The organism is Streptomyces sp. NBC_00986, assembly GCF_045162565.1.
GTDB lineage: Bacteria > Actinomycetota > Actinomycetes > Streptomycetales > Streptomycetaceae > Streptomyces.
On sequence record NZ_CP108733.1, the window covers coordinates 1,097,988 to 1,118,268 of the forward strand.

At 70.0% G+C, this 20,281-nt stretch carries 13 protein-coding genes; 3 read left to right on the forward strand and 10 right to left on the reverse strand.

The features are described 5' to 3' along the window. Positions 1-23: 23 nt before the first annotated feature. The 6 genes from OG504_RS04850 to OG504_RS04875 form a co-directional block, all read right to left on the reverse strand. Positions 24-797, reverse strand: coding sequence for an SDR family NAD(P)-dependent oxidoreductase (locus OG504_RS04850; protein ID WP_405988564.1), 774 nt, complete (start codon positions 795-797; stop codon positions 24-26). 89 nt (positions 798-886) lie between these two features. Then, on the reverse strand, positions 887-2,950 hold the full coding sequence (locus OG504_RS04855) for an alpha-galactosidase (RefSeq protein ID WP_405988565.1): 2,064 nt from the start codon (positions 2,948-2,950) through the stop codon (positions 887-889). Further along, positions 2,947-3,795: a carbohydrate ABC transporter permease gene (locus OG504_RS04860; RefSeq protein WP_405988566.1), complete on the reverse strand. Its 849-nt coding sequence runs from the start codon at positions 3,793-3,795 to the stop codon at positions 2,947-2,949. Before OG504_RS04860 ends, OG504_RS04855 begins: the two co-directional genes overlap by 4 nt. Further along, positions 3,795-4,730: a carbohydrate ABC transporter permease gene (locus OG504_RS04865; protein ID WP_405988567.1), complete on the reverse strand. Its 936-nt coding sequence runs from the start codon at positions 4,728-4,730 to the stop codon at positions 3,795-3,797. Before OG504_RS04865 ends, OG504_RS04860 begins: the two co-directional genes overlap by 1 nt. A 1-nt stretch (position 4,731) precedes the next feature. Beyond that, a complete protein-coding gene (locus OG504_RS04870) occupies positions 4,732-6,024 on the reverse strand; it encodes an ABC transporter substrate-binding protein (RefSeq protein WP_405988568.1) in 1,293 nt (430 codons plus the stop codon). A 90-nt stretch (positions 6,025-6,114) separates the two neighbouring features. Next, on the reverse strand, positions 6,115-8,244 hold the full coding sequence (locus tag OG504_RS04875) for a glycoside hydrolase family 27 protein (RefSeq protein WP_405988569.1): 2,130 nt from the start codon (positions 8,242-8,244) through the stop codon (positions 6,115-6,117). A 222-nt stretch (positions 8,245-8,466) separates the two neighbouring features. On the opposite strand from OG504_RS04875, the gene OG504_RS04880 reads away from it, so the two are divergent. After that, the gene (locus OG504_RS04880; RefSeq protein WP_405988570.1) at positions 8,467-12,552 is read left to right on the forward strand and encodes a discoidin domain-containing protein; all 4,086 of its coding nucleotides are present in this window, start codon (positions 8,467-8,469) and stop codon (positions 12,550-12,552) included. Positions 12,553-12,579: 27 nt separating this feature from the next. Here OG504_RS04880 and OG504_RS04885 read toward each other — a convergent pair whose 3' ends face one another. Beyond that, a complete protein-coding gene (locus OG504_RS04885; RefSeq protein ID WP_405988571.1) occupies positions 12,580-13,026 on the reverse strand; it encodes an SRPBCC family protein in 447 nt (148 codons plus the stop codon). Between the two features lie 173 nt (positions 13,027-13,199). Between OG504_RS04885 and OG504_RS04890 the strand changes: the two genes are divergently transcribed. Beyond that, positions 13,200-14,186: an ATP-binding cassette domain-containing protein gene (locus tag OG504_RS04890; protein WP_405988572.1), complete on the forward strand. Its 987-nt coding sequence runs from the start codon at positions 13,200-13,202 to the stop codon at positions 14,184-14,186. Continuing rightward, the gene (locus tag OG504_RS04895; protein ID WP_405988573.1) at positions 14,183-14,968 is read left to right on the forward strand and encodes an ABC transporter permease; all 786 of its coding nucleotides are present in this window, start codon (positions 14,183-14,185) and stop codon (positions 14,966-14,968) included. The genes OG504_RS04890 and OG504_RS04895 overlap by 4 nt, the downstream gene beginning before the upstream one ends. Here the strand turns inward: OG504_RS04895 and OG504_RS04900 are convergent. The 3 genes from OG504_RS04900 to OG504_RS04910 all read right to left on the reverse strand — a co-directional run bounded on the left by OG504_RS04900 (position 14,949) and on the right by OG504_RS04910 (position 20,231). Further along, on the reverse strand, positions 14,949-18,086 hold the full coding sequence (locus OG504_RS04900) for an ATP-binding protein (RefSeq protein ID WP_405988574.1): 3,138 nt from the start codon (positions 18,084-18,086) through the stop codon (positions 14,949-14,951). The two genes, OG504_RS04895 and OG504_RS04900, sit on opposite strands and share 20 nt — an antisense overlap. Positions 18,087-18,121: 35 nt before the next feature. After that, entirely contained in the window at positions 18,122-19,378 is a 1,257-nt protein-coding gene (locus OG504_RS04905; protein WP_405988575.1) for an MFS transporter, read from the reverse strand. A 271-nt stretch (positions 19,379-19,649) separates the two neighbouring features. Next, positions 19,650-20,231 carry a LuxR C-terminal-related transcriptional regulator gene (locus OG504_RS04910; protein WP_405996254.1) on the reverse strand — a complete coding sequence of 194 codons (582 nt, stop codon included), beginning with the start codon at positions 20,229-20,231 and terminating at the stop codon, positions 19,650-19,652. Positions 20,232-20,281: the final 50 nt, after the last annotated feature.

Genomic DNA, 20,281 nt, shown 5'->3' on the forward strand with positions numbered 1-20,281 from the left:
TTTCTGCTGGTTGGGGAGCGTGGTCATGCGGAGGCCTTGACGACGCTCCAGCCGCCGTCCACCACGAGACTCGTCCCGGTGATGTAGGAGGCTTCGTCGGCGCTGAGGAACGCGATGGCCGCGGCCACTTCCTCAGGCGTGCCGAAGCGGCGTACGGCCGTCTCGGCGATGCTGCGTTCCCGTTCCTCGGGCGCCACCCGGTCCCAGGCGGCGGTCAGTATCGGTCCCGGCACGACGGCGTTGACGCGTACGACTGGCCCGTACTCGACGGCGAGTTGGCTGCAGAGGGAGAGCAACGCGCCCTTGGCGGCGGCGTAGGCGGGATGCCCGGGGAGGCCCTTGTGGGCGTGCACGGACGAGGTCAGCACCACCGCGCCCCGCCGCTCCTCCAAGTCGGGCAGCATCGCCCGGAACCCGAGGAAGCTGCCGGTCAGGTTGACGTCGAGCTGCCGCTGCCAGGACGGCAGGGTCATCATGTGGGCGGGCGTGACGTCGACGGTGAAGGCGTTGCTGACGAGGACGTCGACGGGCCCGAAGGTGTGCGCGGCGCCGACGATCCGCGCCCAGTCGTCCTCGGCCGCGACATCGGCGGCCACGAACCGCGCCCGCCCGCCGTCCTTCCCGATCCGCTCGGCCACCGACTCGCCCTGTTCCTCGGCGATATCGGCGAGCACGACGGCTGCTCCCTCCTCGGCGAGGCGTACGGCCGTGGCGGCTCCGATGCCGGAGGCCGCTCCGGTGACCACGGCCGTGCGTCCGGTGAAACGGGCGCCGTGGCGTCGTACGGGCTGGTCCATCGAGGTTCGACTCCTTCGGGTCTTTCGCATCCTTCGCGTCTCTCACGAGCATGGGCTTGCGGGAGAGGCCTGCTGGAAACATAAGGGGCTCACTCGCGCATCAGCACGACCAGGTCCGCATCATGATCGGCACTCCACGCGAACGGCAGCCCGTAGTGCAGCAGATGGGCTCCGCTGTACGACGTCCCGGTCGCCGTGTCCCGGTAACGCGCGGACGGTTCGAGTCCCCGCAACCGGAGCCGGTCCATCCGCCCCGGTAGAAGCGGGGCGCCGTCGAGACGGCCGGTGCTCAGCGCGGCGACGACCGTACAGCCCTCGGCGTCGTACTGCACCCCACAACTCGGCTCCTCCGGCGCCCCGATGAGCCGCGCCTCACCATGGTGGATCACGTCCCGTACCTCCTTGTACCGGCCGATCCACCAGGCGGCCTCGGCCCGCTGCTCCGGCGTCCACGCGCGCAGGTCGGCGCCGATGCCCAGCACCCCGGACATGGCGTTGACGAAACGGAAGGCGAGACTGCGCGGACGCGGATCGAAGACGCCAGGTGCGTCGGTGACCCACGAGCTCATGACGTGCGGGGCATGCGCGTGCAGGAACCCGTACTGGATCGAAAGCCGGTCCAAGGGTGCGGTGTTGTCGCTGGGCCACACCACGTCGGTACGCGCGATCGTCGCAGGCTCGATCCGCCCGCCACCGCCCGCACAGCCCTCGACGGTGACGTCGGGGTGGGCGGAACGAAGGTGGTCGAGAACGCGGAGGTATCCGGCGACATGCTCGCCGTCGAGGTCGACGCGGCCGGCACCGGGACGGCCCCGCTCGGTGGGCGGACGGTTCATGTCCCACTTCAGGTAGCTGATGTCGTACGTGCCGAGCAGCCGGTCGAGCGTCCCGATCACGAAGTCCTGGACGTCGGTCCGGCCGAGGTCGAGGAGGAGCTCGTTGCGGACGAGTCGGCCGGGGCGGCCCTCGATCCGGTAGACCCACTCGGGGTGTTCGGCGTACAGACGGCTCCCGGGGCTGACGGCCTCGGGTTCGACCCACAGGCCGAAGTCCAGGCCCAACGCCCTTACGTCCGCGATGAATTGGTCGAAGCCCTGCGGGAAGGCGGCCGGATCCGGCCACCAGTCGCCGAGTCCCCCGGTGTCGTCGGCGCGCCCGGTGAACCAGCCGTCGTCCACGACGAACAGCTCGGCCCCGATGTCGGCGGCCGTCTTCGCCAACTCCAGTTGCCCGGCCGCGTCGGCATCGAAGCCCGTGGCTTCCCAGGAGTTGTAGAGGACCTTGCGGGGGCGGTGCAGGCGTTCGCCGGTGAGGTGCCGTTCGTAGCGGTGCCAGACGCGGGAGAGTCCGTCGAGGCCCTCCGGGCTGAAGGCGCAGGCGAGTTGGGGGGTGGCGAGGGTCTCGCCGGAGCCCAGCAGCACCGCGCCCTCGTGCGGCACGCGGCCCGCTCGCACCCGCACGGAACCGCCGGGTTCGGCCTCCGCCGTGATGTGCCAGTTGCCGGGCCAGGCGAGGGCGATGCCGTACGCGGCCGGCGACTCGCCGTCCTGCACCGCGAGCCAGGGCGCGTACGCGTGTCCCGGTACGCCTTGCAGGCTGCCGATGCTGAACGTGCCTCTGGGAAGGTCGAGTCGGGTGCGCTGGAACTCCTGCGACCACTGACCCGTGAGGTACGTCAGGCGGGCGACGCCGGTGACGGGGATGTTCACGGCGGCCGAGTCGAGCCGCTCCAGCCGGAGTTCGTCGGTGGCGGTGAACTCCGTCCAGCGGAGGATCACGTCCGTGCCCGGCACGGTCTCGTAGTGAAGGACGGTACGGAGGCCCAACTGCTCGTCGTGGAAGGCGAGTCGTAGCGCGCCCTCGTCCTCTTCGGCCTCGGCGAACTCCCACCACACGCCCCGTTCGTCCCCGTTCGGACGGGACGCCACCAGCTCGGATCCGGTGAACGGCCGTAGCCCGTACGGCAGATACTCGGCCGGCGCCGCGTCGGCGGGTGTGATGAAGTGCGTGCGCCTCGACCAGTCCAGGGCCGAGGGACCGTCCTCGACGCCGAGCGGGCCCCATGCGTCGAGCTCGGCCCAGGGGCCGTCCGGTGACAGGCGCACGGTGTAGCTGGTGTTCTCCGTGCGCAAGGTCCAGCGCTGGTACGTCACTTGACCGCCCCGAGGTTGAGACCGGCCACGAAGTGCCGCTGGAAGCGCAGGAACACGGCGACCGTGGGCGCGGCGGCGATCACGGAACCGGCCGCGATGACGTTCCACATCGACACGTACTGACCCTGAAGTCCGATGAGGGCGGCGGTGATCGGCATCTTGGTGTCGCTGCGCAGCACGGTGATCGCCCAGAGCAGGTCGTTGAAGATCCAGGTGAAGGACAGGGCGCTGAGCGCGGCCAGGGCGGGGCGGGTCAGCGGGAGGATGATGCGCCAGAAGATCTGCCAGGGGCCGGCGCCGTCGACGACCGCCGCCTGCTGGATCTCCGTCGGGATCGACCGCATGAATCCGTGCAGGACGAAGACGTAGAAGCCGACGCCGAAGCCGATCTGCACGCCGATGAGTGCGGGCAGGGTGTCGAAGACGCCCAGCACTTCGCTGAGCTTGGACACCGGGATGAGGAGGATCTGCGGCGGGAGGAGGTTACCGCCGAGCATGAGGAGCAACAGGGAGCGACGGAAGGGGAGTTCGTAGCGGCTGAGGGCGAAGGCGGCCATCGCGGCGAGGGCCAGTGTGATCAGGACGCAGGGGATGGTGACGATCAGGCTGTTGACGAGGGCGCGCTGTTGGCCGCCGTCGACCCAGGCCTGGCGGAAGTTGCCGAGAGTGAAGGAGTGCGGCCAACTGCCCAGGCCGTGGGCGGCAATGTCGTCGAAGGAACGCAGGCTGGTCACCAGGACCAGGGCGATGGGCAGCAGCCACAGGATCGCCAACGCGCCCGCGCCCAGGTGGAATCCGGCGGTCGCGGCGCGCTTTCGACGCAGGGCCGTGGAGTTGGCGGACATCAGTCGGCCTCCCGGAACGCGCGGACGAGGTAGGAGCAGATGACGCCGAAGGCCAGTACGAAGATGACGACGGCGAGTGCGGAGCCGTAGCCGAGTCGCAGGGACTGGAAGGCGGTTGAGTACATGTAGGTGCTCAGCAGCTCGGAGGAGTGGTAGGGGCCGCCGCGGGTCAGGGACCACACGACGTCGAAGGAGCGCAGCGAGTCGATGACGATGACCGACAGAACCACCGCGTTGACACTGCGGAGTTGGGGCAGGGTGACGTGTCGGAGGCGCTGCCAGGCGCTGGCGCCGTCGACCTTGGCGGCCTCGAACAGGGCAGGGTCGATGCCCTTGAGGCCGGCCAGGTAGAGGACCATGACGTAGCCGATCTGGCGCCAGAGCGCGGGCACGATCACGGCGTAGAGGGCGGTGTCCTGGTCGGCGAGCCAGGCGTGGCGGAGGCTGCCGAGGCCTACGGACTGCAGGAGTTGGTTGAGGACACCGTCGGGCTGATAGATCGCCTGCCAGACCAGGGCGGTGGCGACGAGGGAGAAGACGACCGGCAGGAACAGGGCCGCGCGGTAGAAGCCCACGCCGCGCCGTTCCTGTTGGAGGAGGAGTGCGGCGGCGAGGCCGAGCAGGGCGGACAGACCGCCGAAAAGGACGAGCCACAGGACGGTGTGGCCGGCCGCGCTGCGGAAGACGTCGTCGTGGGCCATCTCCCGGAAGTTGCCCAGGCCGACGAACCGCGGTGGGGAGACGCCGTCCCAGTCGGTGAGGGCGAGGTAGAAGCCCTGCACGGCGGGCCAGAACACCCACACCGCCTCGACGAGAAGCGGGACGAGGACGAACGCGAGCACCAGCGGGGATGTGCGCCGGGGGCCCCGAACCCGCTTGCCCGTGGCGGGCGTTCGGGTCGGGGACTTCCGGTCGGGCGCGGTCAGGACGGCCATGTCAGGCGTTCCAGATCTTCTCGGCGTCGCGCTGCCAGTCGGTGAGGATGCTCCCGATCGACTTGGGCTTGGCCAGGAACTTGGTCAACGCGTTGTCCGTGGTGGGCTGGAGGGCGTCGCTGGAGTCCCGGTTGAAGAACTGGGTGATCTCGACGGCCGAATCGACGTGCTCGCGGCCCTTCTTCACCAGCGCGGTGCCGGCGTCCTTCGCGGCGGGGTTGCAGGGCAGGACGGTCCCGGAGGAGCCCTTGATGTAGATCTCCTGGGCCTCGGCGGTCGCGAGGTACTTCATCAGGTCGATCACCTGGTCGTGCCGGCCGGTCCGGGCGCTGGCGAAGTAGCCGTCGGTGGGCGCCTCTTCGGCGAGCGGGACCTTCGGGTCGATGACCGGGAAGCGGAAGAAGTCGACGTCGTCGAGGGCGTTCTTGGGCGCCGCGTCGGCGAAGAAGGTGCCGATGAGCATCATGCCGCTGCGGCCGTTGAGCAGGGAGGTCGACGCGTCCTGGAAGGCGACGGCGGCGCCGTTCGGGTCGAAGTACGGCAGCACCTCCTGCCAGCGGTCGAAGACCTTGCGCACCTCGGGGTCGTCGAACCGGTGCTTCCCCGCGAGGAGTTGGCGGTGGTACTCGGCGCCGTTGATCCGGATGTCGAGGTAGTCGAACCACGCCGAGGCCACCCAGGCGGTGCCGCCTCCGGCTCCCAGCCCGATGGGGGTGACGCCCTTGCTCTTGAGCTTGTCGCACAGGTCGAGGAACTCGTCCCAGCTCTTCGGCTCGCTCACGCCCCACTTGGCGAAGTTGGACTTCCGGTAGAACATGCCCCACCAGTAGTAGGTGGTGGGGACGAAGACCTTCTTGCCGGAACTCGTCGACGTGCAGAGCGAGTTGAGCGCCTTGGAGTACCGCTTGAGGTCGGGCGACGAGGACCACGCGTCATCGAGGTCGAGCAGCAGGTTCTTCTTGGCGTAGGCCTCCGCCACCGAGCCGGGGTACCAGGTGTACACGTCCGGCGGGTTGGCCGAGGTGAGGTACGTCGGCAGCTGGGTGCGGAAGGTCTCCGCGGCGACCGTGTTGAGGCTCGCGCGGTCGGAGCCCTTTTTGGCGTAGGCGGCGACGAGGTCCTCCATCGCCGCTTTGGCCTGCGGGGCGGAGAGGTTGGACTGGAGGGTCACCGCACCCTTCGAGGAACTCTTGCTCGATGAGGTCGAGGTGACACAGCCGCTGAGCAGCGCAGCCGTCCCCGCGGCACCGAGTCCCGCGAGGAATCGGCGTCGGTCTGGCTGATGGTTCGTCATGGATGGCTCCCTGTGGATCCCGCGCGGATCCAGATGCACGCGGTTCCAGATTCACGTGGCGTCCCCACCACGTCAAGAATAATTACTAATTTAGTTGAACTGGGTCAGGTGCACATGGCCGTCGACTCCGCGGAACACCGCGTCGACCGCCCCACCCGGCCCGGCCACCGCCCCGAGCGCACCGTCGAACGCCGCGCTGGGGAACGCCAGTTGCTTGGTCCAGCCCTGCCACGCACCGCTCTCGTACCGCTGCTGCCAGAGCGTGTAGTCGGCGGCCCGCGCGTAGAGCACCACGGCATCCCCTACGGCGACCAGCGTCGGGCTCCCGCTGACGGTCCCGCCGACCGACGCCCACGGCGACCACTCCCCCGACACATCCCGGGACCGCGTCCACACGTCGTCGGCCGCGCTGCGCACGGCGATCGTCACCCGCCCTTGAGCGTCCACGGCAGCGGAGGGCCGCCCGTACGCCGCCCTGCCACCGGGTGCGCCGAGCGAGGTCCAGCCGGTCGACGGCCCGCGCTCCACGACCTGCCCGTCCGTGCCCGTGGCGAACAGCGTCCAGTGCGCGGGATCGGTGAACGCCACCGACGGCGCGTCGGCCACCCGTCCGCCCAGGCTCTGCCACGCGCCCCAGCGACCGCCGACGTAGACCCGCCGGTACACCCGGGAGTCGGCGCCGCGTACGAAGACGTCGATCCGGCCGCCGGCCGAGGCGTAGGCGGCGGGCTGGCCGAGGATCTCGCCCTTCGTGGGACCGCCGAGGTCGCGCGTCCTGCCGTCGGTCTGCTGAACGAGCGAGCCGTGCGGTCCGCGCAGGAAGGTGGTCAACGAGTTGCCGTCCCGGACGACGGCCGGACTCGCCGTGGTCTTCTGGCCCAGATTCGTGCCGGGCAGAGCGTCCGCCCCGGTCAGCTTCAGGAGCGCGGTGCCGTGCGCCGGGACCTCGACGGTGTACGACCCGGTGTGCGTGCCCCGGTCGGCGCGAGCCCGCAGGTCCCGGACCTTGACCGAGCCGCCGAGCCCGGCGTCCGCGAACTGCACGGTGCGCAGGGCGGGTTGGTCGGACCGGTTGAGCAGGACGACCGCGCGTCGCCCGTCACCGGTGAGAACCTTGCTGTAGACGTCGCCGACGGAGTCGCCGGCCACGCGTACGCCCTGGACGGCAAGGGGGTCCTGGTCGACGGCGATGATCTCCGGGTTGCGCAGGGTCGCGAGCATCGAGTCCGTCAGCGTGCGCGGGTCGGAACCCAGGACGAGCGGCGAGCCCATCTCGGCCCACATCACGTACTGCGTGGTGGACTCCTCCTGCGTCAACTCCAGCGTGCCGTCGGTCATTTGACGCATCGGGATGAGGTAGTCCGGGTCGTTGTAGTGCCCGGGTCCCTGCGCCTCGGGGTGCCAGGCGTTGGCGTCCATGTTGCGCAGGATGTTGGGCCACTGCCCCGGGCTCGGGGTGCCCCAGGCGATGTCCGTGCCGGTGCGCCAGGAGTCGGCGATCGTCGGAGCGTAGACGTACGTGTTGTGCGCGTCCTGCTCGGGTGTGTGCGGCAGGCCCCAGTCGTCGGTGAGCGGGTTGCACAGGTTCAGCAGCATCTTGCGGCCGGACTTGGCGACCGCGTCGCTGAACTCCTTGAACGCCGGGCCCGGATCGAGCTTGGCGCCGATGCCGCACAGGAAGTCGACCTTGACCGCGTCGATCTTCCAGCCGGCGAACTGCCGTGCGTCCGCGTCGTAGTGGCCCCTGCTGCCGAGCCCGCAGCTCTTGCCGCCGTCGTAGGTGCCGGCGTCGGTGTAGATGCCCGCCTTCAGACCGCGCTTGTGCAGGTAGGAGACCAACGCGGGGATTCCGGAGGGGAATCGGTCCGGATTGGCGACCAACTGCCCGTTCGCATTGCGTGGGTTGTCGGCCTGCCAGCCGCCGTCGAGCCACACGATGTCGTAACCGGCGTCCCGCAGACCGCTGTTGACCAGCTTGTCGGCGACGGAGCGCACTTGCTGCTCCGTGGGCGCGCCCAGACCGTAGTAGGTGTTCCAGCCCATGTACGGCGTCGGCGCGAGACCGCTGTCGTAGTAGTCGGGTGCGCCCTGGTCGGCACCGGTCTGCGCCGTGGCCACCGGGGCGGCGGTCGCCGCCAGTACGGTCGCGATGGCGACGACGGTGGCGCGGCGCGTCCGTCTCGAAGCCGCGGGTGTGCGGACCTGCGGATGTGAAGTCACTTGCCTCTCCCGAGGGTTGGGAAGCAGGAGGACGTGACCCGGGCCGCACTGCGACAGGGGCTTCCGGCGTCACGGCGACGACTGTGGCGCGGGAGCGAAACCCTGTCAATCTTAATTCCTAATTTATTAGAACGCCGCATCAGGGGTTGACACAGCTTCCCTCGCGTCACAGCCTTTGGCAACGTTGTCAGTGCCGCCGACGTTTGATGGGACATCACGCTCATGACAGATCAATCGGGTTCGCCACGCCTGTCGCGCCGCTCCGTCGTCACCACGGGTTCCACCCTGCTGGCGGGGTTCGGGCTGGGTTCCCTGCTGCCCATGTCGGCCGCCACCGCCGCCGACAGCGGCTCGACGACCGTGCCCTCCTCCCCCGGCACACCCGGCGAACTCGCGCTCCACCGCCCCGTGTCCGTCTCCTCGACGGCCTACGCGCCCACCCCGGGTTCGTTCGTGGTGGACCGGCTCGCCTCGCCGGGTGTGCGCGGCAGCGGATGGCGAGCGGCGGCGGGCGACCCGCAGTGGATCGCGATCGACCTGCAGGCCGCATGCAAGGTCACGTCGATCCGCCTCACCTTCGAGGCCGACGCGAGCGACCCGGTGTTCACGCCTCCCACCACGGGCAACCCGGCCGATGGCACAACAGGCAAGGAGATCCAGTCGAGTTACTCGGTCGAGTACGTCGTCGAGACGTCGACCGACCACACGACCTGGACCAGCGTGTACCGCACGACGGCGGGCACGGGCGGAGTGGTGAACATCCAGCCCCCACGCCCGGTCACCGCCCGCTGGGTACGACTGACCTCGACCCGGCGTTCCAACCCCAACCCCCTTGGCCTGAACGGCTTCGAGGTCTACGGGAGTGTCGCGGGCCACCGCCCGTCGGCCACGGGCTGGACGGACTGGGGCACCCAGTCCGGGCCGGCACCCGAGCTGGCGGTGGCCGAGGACGGCACATTTCCGGTGGAGTCGGGGTGGCGGCTGACGCTCGACGACTGGGCGGGCGCCGACGGCGCGAAGTTGTCTACGGCGTCCGTCGACACAAGTGGTTGGCTGCCGGCAACCGTCCCCGGCACGGTACTCGCCTCACTCGTGGATCAAGGCAAGCTGCCCGACCCCGTGGCCGGACTGAACAACCTCCACATCCCCGAGGCCCTGTCACGTCATTCGTGGTGGTACAGGCGGGAGTTCGAGCTGCCGCGCGGCCTGCGCGCCGGGGCCGGTCGCCGGACCTGGCTGGAGTTCGACGGCATCAACCACACGGCCGACATCTGGCTCAACGGTCGCCAAGTGGGCGGCCTGACCTACCCGTTCGCCCGCTCGGCCCACGACGTGACCGAGTTCCTCGCGACGGCCGGGGCGAACGCGCTCGCCGTGAAGATCACGCCCATGCCGGTACCCGGCAGCCCCGGCGACAAGAGCCCCGCCGGCGAGTCCTGGGTGGACGCCGGTGCCAACCAGATGAACCTCAACTCCCCCACCTACCTGGCCTCTTCGGGCTGGGACTGGATGCCGGCGGTACGCGACCGGGCCGCCGGCATCTGGAACCACGTCCGGCTGAGATCGACCGGCCATGTCGTGATCGGCGACCCGCGCGTCGACACCGTGCTGCCGAACCTGCCCCAGGTGTCGGTCGCCGAGCTGACGATCGTCGTACCGGTCCGCAACGCCGACACCACCGACCACAGGACGACGGTCTCGGCGGCCTTCGACGGCGTGCGGGTCAGCAAGGCCGTCACCGTGCCGGCGGGCGAGAGCGTCGACGTCACGTTCGCACCTGACGCCTTCGGTCAACTGCGACTGAGCAAGCCGGAGTTGTGGTGGCCCAACGGACTGGGCGACCCGGCTCTCCACAAGCTCACCATCACCGCGACGCTCGACGGCTCCGAGAGCGACCGGCGCACCACCCGGTTCGGCATCCGGCAGTTCGGCTACGCGTACGAGGTGCCGCTGCCGTTCGCCAACTCCGGTGACGCGTATACGCAGTCCGTGACGTTCGACCGGCAACAGGCCCGGTATGTACGCATCAAGTTCCTTACCCGAGCGTCCGGTTGGGGCTACTCCCTGTGGACCCTGGCCGTACGCGACAGCGCGCGGACCGCCACCGACCTGGCCCTGCACGCACAGGCCGACGCTTCGAGCACGGACGGGGACGACCACGCCGCCGCCAACGTGACCGACGGCGATCCCGGCACGCGCTGGTCCTCGGCCTACGAGGACGACCAGTGGATCCGGGTCGACCTGGGGTCCGTCCAGTCCTTCGACGGGGTCGACCTGGTCTGGGAACAGGCGTACGCCAAGACCTACTTGGTGCAGGTCTCCTCCGACAACGCCACCTGGACCGATGCCGCGTCGGTGGACAACAGCGCGGTTCCGCTGCCGTTCAACAACGGCAACGCGAGCCTGCAGGTGGAGGACTTCGCCGCCCGGACCGCGCGCTACGTCCGTATCAACTGCGGGCTGCGCAACACCAGTTGGGGCAACTCCCTGTGGTCCCTCAGCGTCGTCGACAGCACCGCCCCCGCAACCGACCTGGCCCTGCACCAGAAGACCACCGCGTCCACCGAGGACCCCGACCACCCGGCCGCACACGCCACCGACGGTGATACGAGCACGCGTTGGTCCTCGGAATACGAGGACCACCAGTGGATCCAGGTCGACCTCGGAGCCTCACAACGTTTCGACCGGGTCGCCATCCTGTGGGAGTCGGCCTACCCGAAGACCTATGTGATCCAGGTGTCGGACGACGCGGACACCTGGACCGATGTGAAGTCGGTGTCCAACACCCCCGACCCGCTGAAGATCAGCGTGAACGGGGTGCGGGTCCTGGCCCGCGGCGGCAACTGGGGCTGGGACGAACTGCTGCGCCGGATGCCGCCGGAGCGGATGGACGCGGCCGTGCGGATGCACCGCGACATGAACTTCACCATGATCCGCAACTGGGTGGGCACGTCCGACCGGGAGGAGTTCTTCGCCGCCTGCGACGAGCACGGGATCCTGGTGTGGAACGACTTCCCCAACGCGTGGGGCATGGACCCGCCGGACCACGACGCCTTCAACTCGATCGCCCGGGACACCGTCCTGCGCTACCGCATCCACCCCAGCGTGGTCATCTGGTGCGGCGCCAACGAGGGCAACCCGCCCGCCGCCATCGACCAGGGCATGCGCGAGGCCGTGGAGGGACAGGCCCCCGGCATCCTCTACCAGAACAACTCGGCCGGCGGCATCATCACCGGCGGCGGACCCTACGGCTGGGTGGAACCGGAGAAGTACTTCGACCCGGCCACCTACGGCAGCAAGGACTTCGGCTTCCACACCGAGATCGGCATGCCTGTCGTCTCCACCGCCGCCAGCATGCGCAACTTGACGGGCGACGAGCCGGAGTGGCCGATTCGCGGCGCCTGGTATTACCACGACTGGAGCGAGCACGGGAACCAGGCACCGCAGACGTACAAGGCGGCCGTGGAAGCGCGCCTGGGAACGGCCACCGGCCTGGACGACTTTGCCCGCAAGGCCCAGTTCGTCAACTACGAGAACACACGCGCCATGTTCGAGGCCTGGAACGCGAACCTCTGGGACAACGCCAGCGGTCTGATGCTGTGGATGTCCCACCCCGCGTGGCACAGCACGGTCTGGCAGACGTACGACTACGACTTCGACGTCAACGGCACGTACTACGGCGCCCGTTCGGCCTGCGAGCCCCTGCATGTCCAGGCCGATCCAGAGGGGCAGGTCATCGCGGTCAACCACACGCGCGGCCACCTGAAGAACGCCGTGGTCTCAGCGCAGTTGATCGATCTGACGGGTCGCCGGCTCGGCGGGACCAAGAGCGCCCGACTGGACGTGGCACCGGCCGCGACCACGAAGGCGTTCACCACGGCCTGGGCCGATGACCTGCCGGACCTGCATCTCCTCCGCCTGACCCTGACCGGCGGCGACGGCCGGGTCCTGTCGCGCAACACGTACTGGCGCTATCGCACACCGGCCGCCATGCGGGCTCTGGGCAAGGCGGCGCGGACGAAGGTCTCCGCGACGCTCGGGCGCGTGTCCCGTTCCGGGACCCGTACCGAACTGACCGCCACCGTCCGCAATCACGGCCCGGCCGTGGCCACGATGGTCCGCCTCTCGCTGAAGGACGGCGCGACCGGCCATCGCGTGCTGCCGACGCTGTACAGCCACAACTACCTGTGGCTGCTGCCCGACGAGTCCCAGTCCGTCACCCTGTCCTGGCCGACCCGGGCCCTGGCCTCAGGTCGTCCGCTCCTGGAGGTGGAGGCATACAACAGCGGCCCGTCGACGGCGAGTTAGTCGCCGGGCTTCCCAGGTGTCGGTCCGTCAGGACGCCTCCACCGCCGTCTTGATGCGTTGCCCGAAAGCGGGCGCGTCCTTGCGGGCCGCGCCCAGGGCGAAGCCCACCAGGAGCTTGCCGAGGCCGTGGCCTTCGAGGACGTTGTAGATCCGCACCTTGGTCGTGCCCGGACCGGTGGCTTCGAGGTCGTAGCCACCTTCGTCCGCCGTCACGGTGTTCTTGGAGGTCTCCGTCCAGCGGATGCGACGGGGGGCCTCGAACTCGGTGATCCTGAACGTGCGGCCCGTCTTCATACCGGCGTCCTTGACCGTGCTGGTGAAGACGGTGCCCACGGCCGTCGGGCCCTCCGGAGTCTTGGTGATCTCCTGGACCCTCGGGCTGAACTTGGGGTCGTTCGTGCCCTCGGCGAGGAAGGCGAAGACTTCCTCGACGGGGCGGTTGACCTCGGCTGTCGCCTCGAACTGTCCGGCCATGATTCCTCCTGTGCTGCGGTTGGAGTTCCGGCTGGGTGCGCGCTGATGTGCCGAGCACCATCAGCTTATCGGCGCGGCTCCGCCCGTGCTCCCTGTCGGCGAACCCGCGGGTTCCAGGGCACTGAAACCACTGTGAAACCGGGCTGAATGCGCCTGCCCGCAAGCTCTGCGGCATGACGACAACGACCCACGAACTCGCGATCTCAGCCACCGGGCTGCGCAAGGCCTACGGGGACAAGACGGTGCTCGACGGCATCGACCTGGCCGTCCCGGCCGGTACCGTCTTCTCCCTGCTCGGTCCGAACGGCGCCGGCAAGACCACCGCAGTCAAGATCCTCTCCACGCTCGTCACCGCCGACGCCGGCGAGCTGCGGGTCGGCGGCCACGACCTGGCCACCGACCCGCAGGCCGTACGGGCCGCGATCGGCGTCACCGGGCAGTTCTCCGCCGTCGACGGCCTGATCACCGGCGAGGAGAACATGCTCCTCATGGCGGACCTGCACCACCTGTCCAAGCAGGACGGACGCCGGTTCGCCGCCGAGCTGCTTGAGCGCTTCGACCTCACCGAGGCCGCGAAGAAGCCCGCGTCCACCTACTCCGGCGGTATGAAGCGCCGACTCGACCTCGCCATGACCCTGGTCGGTAGCCCCCGGATCATCTTCCTCGACGAACCGACCACCGGACTCGACCCCCGCAGCCGGCACAACATGTGGGGCATCATCCGGGAACTCGTCTCGGGCGGTACGACCGTCTTCCTCACCACCCAGTACCTGGACGAGGCCGATGAACTCGCCGACCACATCGCGGTGTTGAACGACGGCAAGCTCGCCGCCGAGGGCAGCGCCGAGGAGTTGAAGCGGCTCGTCCCCGGCGGACACGTACGGCTGAGCTTCACCGACCCGAACGCCTACCAGTCCGCCGCGACGGCCCTGCGCGAGGTCACCCGGTTCGACGAGACGCTGTCACTGCAGATCCCCAGCGGGGGCAGCCAGCGCGAACTGCGCGCCATCCTCGACTGGTTGGACGCCGCCGGCATCGAGGCGGACGAGCTGACCGTGCACACCCCCGACCTCGACGACGTGTTCTTCGCCCTGACCGGCGGCGCCAAGGTCGCCCACCAGCCCAGCGTGCCCAACCAGCCCAAGGAGAACGTCCGATGAGCACCCTCTCCCTCGCCGTCCGCGACTCGTCCACGATGCTGCGCCGCAACCTGCTGCACGTACGGCGCTACCCGTCCCTCACCCTGAACCTGCTGCTCACGCCGATCATGCTGTTGCTGCTCTTCGTCTACATCTTCGGCGATGTGCTGAGCGCGGGCATCGGCGGTGCGGACCGCTCCGACTACGTCGCGTACCTCGTCCCGGGCATCCTGATGATGACCATCGGCGGCACCGTGATCGGGACCGCGGTGTCCGTCGCCACCGACATGAACGAGGGCATCATCGCCCGCTTCCGGACCATGGCGATCCACCGCGGGTCGGTGCTCGTCGGGCACGTCGTCGGCAGTGTGATCCAGTGCGTCGCCAGCGTGGTCCTCGTCGGTGCCGTCGCCGTGGCCATCGGTTTCCGGTCCACGGACGCCACGGCGCTGGAGTGGCTGGCGGCCTTCGGGCTGCTCGCGCTGTTCTCCCTGGCACTCACCTGGATCGCGGTCGGGATGGGCATGGCCAGCCCGAACGCCGAGGCGGCCGCCAACAGCGCTCAGCCGCTGATCCTCCTCCCGCTGATCTCCAGTGCGTTCATCCCGGCCGACACCATGCCGGGCTGGTTCCAGCCCATCGCCGAGTACCAGCCGTTCACCCCGGCCATCGAGACCCTGCGCGGTCTGCTGCTCGGCACCGAGATCGGCAACAACTGGTGGATCGCGCTCGCCTGGTGCGTCGGCCTGACCGTGCTGGGCTACCGCTGGTCCACGGCCGCGTTCAACCGCGACCCGAAGTAGTCGCCATGACAGCGCGGGCCGCCTCCCGCAACTCGTCCCGCCCCAGGGCGGCGTACTCCGACACCGCGTCGGCGTACGCCGCCCCGTCGGCGTCCTCGGCCGCCTGCCGGGCGAGATCCGCCGACATCGTGGGTTGGAACTCCCGTAGCACGCCCAGCCGTTCGGCCAACGCGATCATCCGTACGGCGCCTTCGTCTCCTTCGCCGGACGCGAGCCCCACCATGCCGAGGGCGTGCAACATCGTCCCGAGCAAGGGGAGTTGGGAGGGCGAGCCGACCGGTCCGGCGAGCAGCGTCCGCAGCCGTCGGCGCAGCCGGTCGACCAACTCCTCGACCAGCGCGAGCCGTCCAGCACGTGCGTGGGCCGTCACGGCCACCGCCTGCACCATGAACGCCCACGGATCGAGCCAGGCATCCTCGTCACGCAGCGCGCCGGCCGCGAGCATGCGCTCCACGGCGCCGCGCCACAGGCCGAGTCCGACCTCCGTCAGCCCGCGGGCGAGCGCGATCTCGGCGCGTCCTCCGAGATCGGGCCGGTAGAAGTCGTCCTCCGGAGGGGTGTTGTCGCTCTCCGCCTGCCGTAGCCAGTACTCCGCCTCGTCGGCGTCACCGCGCTGGAGACAGGCGAGGACGAGGAGCGAACGGATACCGACGTAGTCGTGCCCGTCACCGAGCCGCGGCAACACCACGAGGGACGCCTTGAGATGCTCGTACGCCTCCTCGCCCCGACCGGTCCGCAGACACAGCTCACTCAACCGCGAGTGCACCATGAGCTGCACGGACGGATTGTCAACTCGCGCCAGCCCTACGACCGTTCGGCGAGCGGAGACCAGCGCGCGCTCGATGTCGTGCTCGAACTCCCAGACGTAGCACGCCACACACTCGGCGATACCGGAGATCAACGGCCCCTCGCCGCCTTCGCCTTCGCACAGTCTGCGCAGCACGTCGTAGTCGGGCCGCCGTATCTCGGGGATCGCGCTCAGCACGATCGCGGTGGCGCGCATCAACGAGGTCGGCGGAGCCGGCGGCAGCCGTCGGAGGGTGACCAGCTGGCGTACGGCGCGCGGGCCTGCGCCCATGAACACGGTCACCGTGCCCAACACCGCGGCGGTGCGGGCGACTTCGACGTATCTGGGCGCCGGGTGGTAGTGCGACAGCGCCGGTCCGGTGTCCTCGGTGAGGGCGATGAGGCGGGGGTAGTCGGTGCCGGTCGACCACAGACTGGCGAGGACGGCGGTCACGGCAGCGGTCGCGGGGCCGTCCGCACGGGCCAGCGCATACCGCAGGGCCGCCACGAGGTTGTCCTGCTCGGCCCTGATCCGCTCCCACGCGGCCTGCGAGTCCGACCCGAAGAGCACATCGTGATGCTCGACCCCGAACTCCCGCGCCCAGACGAGGAATTGGTCCACGGCCGCCTCGTCCTCGCCCGCCTCGGTACGCCGGGCCGCGCTGAACTCCCGTACGGTCTCCAGCATGCGGAACCGCACGCCGACCGGAGTGTCGGCGACGGTGAGCAGCGACTGGTCGGCCAACTGTTCCAGCAAGAGCAACGCATCGTCACCCAGCACCTGTTCGGCCGCCTCGCCGGAGAAACCGCCGGGGAAGACGGACAGCGTGCGCAGCGCCGCCCTGGCGTCCTCGGCGAGCAGATTCCAGCTCCACTCCACGACCGCGTGCAGGGTGCGGTGGCGCTCCGGCACATCCCGCGCCCCGCCGCGCAGCAGCGCGAACCGGTCGCCGAGGCGGCGGGCGATGTCCGGCACCGACAGGACGCGTACCCGCGCAGCCGCCAACTCCACGGCGAGCGGCAGCCCGTCGAGATGCCGGCACAGCTCGGCCACCGCGTCCGGCGGCAGCTCCACCCCGCTCCTGGCGGCCCGGGCCCGCTGCGTGAACAGCTCGACCGAGACACCGAGACCGAGTTCCGGCAGCGCGTACACCGCCTCCGAGGTGAGGCCGAGCGGGGAGCGGCTGGTGGCGAGCACCCGCAGGTCCTTGGAGGAGGACACCAGTGCCTGTACGAGGTCGGCCGCGCCCCGGATGATCTGCTCGCAGTTGTCGAGGACCAGCAGCGCGGGCCCGGAGCCGAGCACGCCGAGGATGCCGGACACCGGGTCGGCCGAGGCGGGCCCGTTCAGGGCACCGGCGCCGAGCGCGGAGGCGACCTCCGCGGCCACGTCCGCGTCCTCGGTGACACCGGCGAGCGGCACGAAGTACACCACGCGCTGCTCGGCCCGCCGGCTGACGGCGTGCGCGAGCCGGGTCTTGCCGAGGCCGCCGGGTCCTACGACGGTGACGGCACGCGAGACGCGCAACAGCCGTTCCACCGCCGCGATGTCCTCGTCCCGGCCGAGCAACGGGTTCGGCTCGTGCGGCACACCGTGCCTGGCCACGGGCGCCTCGCCGCGCAGCAACTCCTGTTGTACGGCCCTGAGTCCGGCGCCCGGGTCGGTGCCGAGTTCGTCGCGCAGCTCACGGCGGTACGCCTCGTACCGGGTCAGCGCGGCGGAGGGGCCGGCCGTCGCGGCCTCGCCCCTCAGCAGCTCACCGAGCACCTCCTCGTCCCGCGGATGCGCTGCGGCGGCCGCGGCCAGTGGTCCGGCGGCCTCCGCGTGCCGGCCGAGGCGGGCGAGCGCGAGCGCCTGTGCGCGGACGAGCGTGTCGCGGACGGGCGCGCGCTCGGCGCGCAGCGCGGCGACGGGGTCGTCGGTGTCGATGCCCTGGTCAGGAGTGCCTTCCCACAGCGCGAGCCCGGCCTCGGCCGCGGCCAGCGAACCCGCGTGGTCCCCGGCCCTGGCCCGGTCCGCGCAAGCGGCGGCGTGCAGCAGCAGGGCGGAGCTGTCGACCTGGTCCTCGGCGAGGGCGAGCCGGTATCCGGTCGGTGTGCTGACGATGAGGTCCGCGCCGAGCTGTGCCCGCGCCCTGGACACGAGGACTTGCAGCGCCTTCCCCGGCCGCTCCGGCAACTCGTCCGGCCACAGACCCTCCACCAGCCGCTCGGTGCTGCAGCCGGTGCGCAGGTCACCCGCGAGCAACGCGAGGAGACCGCGGAGACGGGGCGCGGTGACCTCCTGTCTTCGATGGGCGACACGCGGCAGCAGGGTCAGGTCGACAGTCACCCGTGCAGATTAACCAAGGTCCCGCCACCGCTTCCCTACTCCGCACCAGGTCGATCACGTGCGAGGGCATGAAGATCCCTTCCCAGGCGCGCGAGCGGGGACAGCGCCATCACCAACGGGGACAGCACCATGCCCCCGGCCGTCACGAGAAGGCTGGTGCGCAGCCCCCACTCCTGCGCGAGGAACCCGCCGGCCAGTGAGCCCAGCGGCGCCAGCCCCATGCCGGCGAACGTGATCGTCGCGGCCGCACGCCCCTGCATCCCGTGCGGAGTCACGGCCTGCCGGACGGCCATGACCGTGACGTTCACCAGCTGTGCGCTGATCCCGAACACGAAGTTGGCCACCAGAAGTACGGGGAGCGTCGCCGCGGACGACCCGTGCAACGCGGGCACACACAGGAACGCGCCGTCACCGAGTGCCGCCGCGCCCACGATCACCGTGCCGTATCCGAACCGGCCCGGCAGCCGGGCGGCCAGCAGCGCGCCGACGAGCGCGCCGGGACCGGTCGCCGCGAGCGCCAGGCCCACGGCGGTGCCCGACAGGTGCAGTTCCCGCGGGAGGAAGAGCAGATAGACGGTCATCGTCGCGGCGAAGAAGAACTGGAAAGCGGCCGCGGCGAGGCACACGGTCCGCAGCAGGGAATCGCCGACGACGAAACGTAGTCCGTCCTGGATCCGCCGCCATACGCGAGGGGGACGTTCCGAGCGCTCCGGGACGGACTCGGTACGGCGGATCCGTCGGGCCGACAGGAACGACAGGGCGAAGAACAACGCGCTGGAGGCGATGGCGACCGGCGCCGACAGCAGGGTCACCAGCGCGCCACCGAGGGCAGGGCCGGCGATCTGGGCCGCGGAGCGGCTGCCCTCCAACGCGCTGTTGCCCCGCACCAGCTGATCCTGTGTCACCAGCCGTACGAGAGAGGCTTGGTAGGCCATGTCGAAGAACACGGAGAGGACACCGGCGGCGAAGACCACGACGAACAGGGCGGGCAGACCAAGCCACTTGAGCAATCCGGCCGCGGCAGCTGCGCCCAGCACCACGGTCCGCCCGACGTCAGCGACCACCATCACCGTGCGCGTCCGCCATCTGTCCACCCACGCGCCGACGAAGAGCGAGAGGAGCAGGATCGGCGCCTCCCCCACGGCGCGCAGGACGCCCAGCTCTCCGGCATCGATGCCGAGCGTCAGAACGGCGAAGAGCGGGAGGACCACCAGGCTTGTCTGTTCGCCGAGTTGGGAGACGGTCTGCCCCAGCCAGAGCCAGCGGAAGTCCTTGTTCGAAGTGGACGGCACAGGAACCCTTTGCGTTGCCGACAACGAGACCCGCGACCCGGCGCGCGCGAAGGACGCGCCCACGGTTCGAGCGGGGAGGGAAAGGCTCGCTGTGCCGCAGCGACATCAAGGGCGGCACGCGATGACGGGCCGATCTCGGCCTATGCCGTCAACGCGCGCCCGGACGACCGGGCATCTCTGGGCTCCAACATCTCGGCGGTCACTGGCGGTTGGGACATTAGCTCTCGGGGGGTTCGCGCGAAAGGCAATTACCGCCCGCGGTGGAACACGCTCACCCGGCACTCAGGAACCGCAGTACCGCCAGCACCCGGCGATGGTCGCTGTCGACCGACGGCAGATCCAGCTTCGTGAAGATGCTGTTGATGTGCTTGGCCACGGCGCTGTCGCTGACGACGAGTTGGCGGGCAATGCCGGAGTTGGAGCGTCCCTCGGCCATCAAGGTCAGTACCTCACGCTCGCGGGGAGTCAGTCGGTCGAGTGGGTCGCTGGCGCGCCGTAGGAGGAGTTGGGCCACGACCTCGGGGTCCAGGACGGTGCCGCCCGCCTCGACGCGACGGAGGGCGTCGATGAAGTCCTCGACGTCGGCGACGCGTTGCTTGAGAAGGTAGCCGACACCGCCGGTGTTCGTCGTCAACAGGTCGGCGGCGTACCGCTCTTCGACGTACTGGGAGAGCAGCAGGACCGCTGTCGTCGGCCACTCACGGCGGATGACCAGGGCCGCGCGCACCCCCTCGTCGGACTGGGCGGGCGGCATGCGGACGTCCACGACGGCTATGGCGGGGCAGTGTTCGGCGACGGCGGCGAGGAGGGCGTCGGCGTCACCGGCTTCGGCGGCGACCTCGTAGCCGGCCATCTCCACCACCTTGACCAGGCCGATCCTGAGCAGGACCGAGTCCTCGGCGA